General features: G+C 56.0%; 1 protein-coding gene. It reads right to left on the reverse strand.

Translation table 11 applies throughout. The features are described 5' to 3' along the window. Window positions 1-302, reverse strand: a 302-nt coding sequence (sdhC, locus tag ACV22Z_RS35855) for a succinate dehydrogenase, cytochrome b556 subunit (RefSeq protein WP_448080959.1), incomplete at its 3' end; no start/stop codon positions are given. Window positions 303-316: the final 14 nt, after the last annotated feature.

Raw genomic sequence — 316 nt, forward strand, 5'->3', positions numbered from 1 at the left:
TCCATCACGAGGTGGCGGATGCCGGCGCAGAAGTGGTGGAAGAACGCCCAGGACAACGCGAGGACGATCAGCTTGACGACGATGTTGGAGAGGAAGGCTTTGAAGACTTCGAAGCTGAGTTCGGACGTGAGACTCTGGTCGAAGAGGAACAGCACGAAAGGCAGGAACAGGAACAGCAGTGCGCCGCTGACTCGATGGAGGATCGACAGAATCGCTGCCAGCGGCATGCGATATTTCATCGTGATATCGCCGAATCCGATATTCCGGTATTCCGGCCTCGGCTTTCTTACTGCGTCAGTCATGCTAGACCCCTACT

This window comes from Burkholderia sp. PU8-34 (assembly GCF_053427725.1).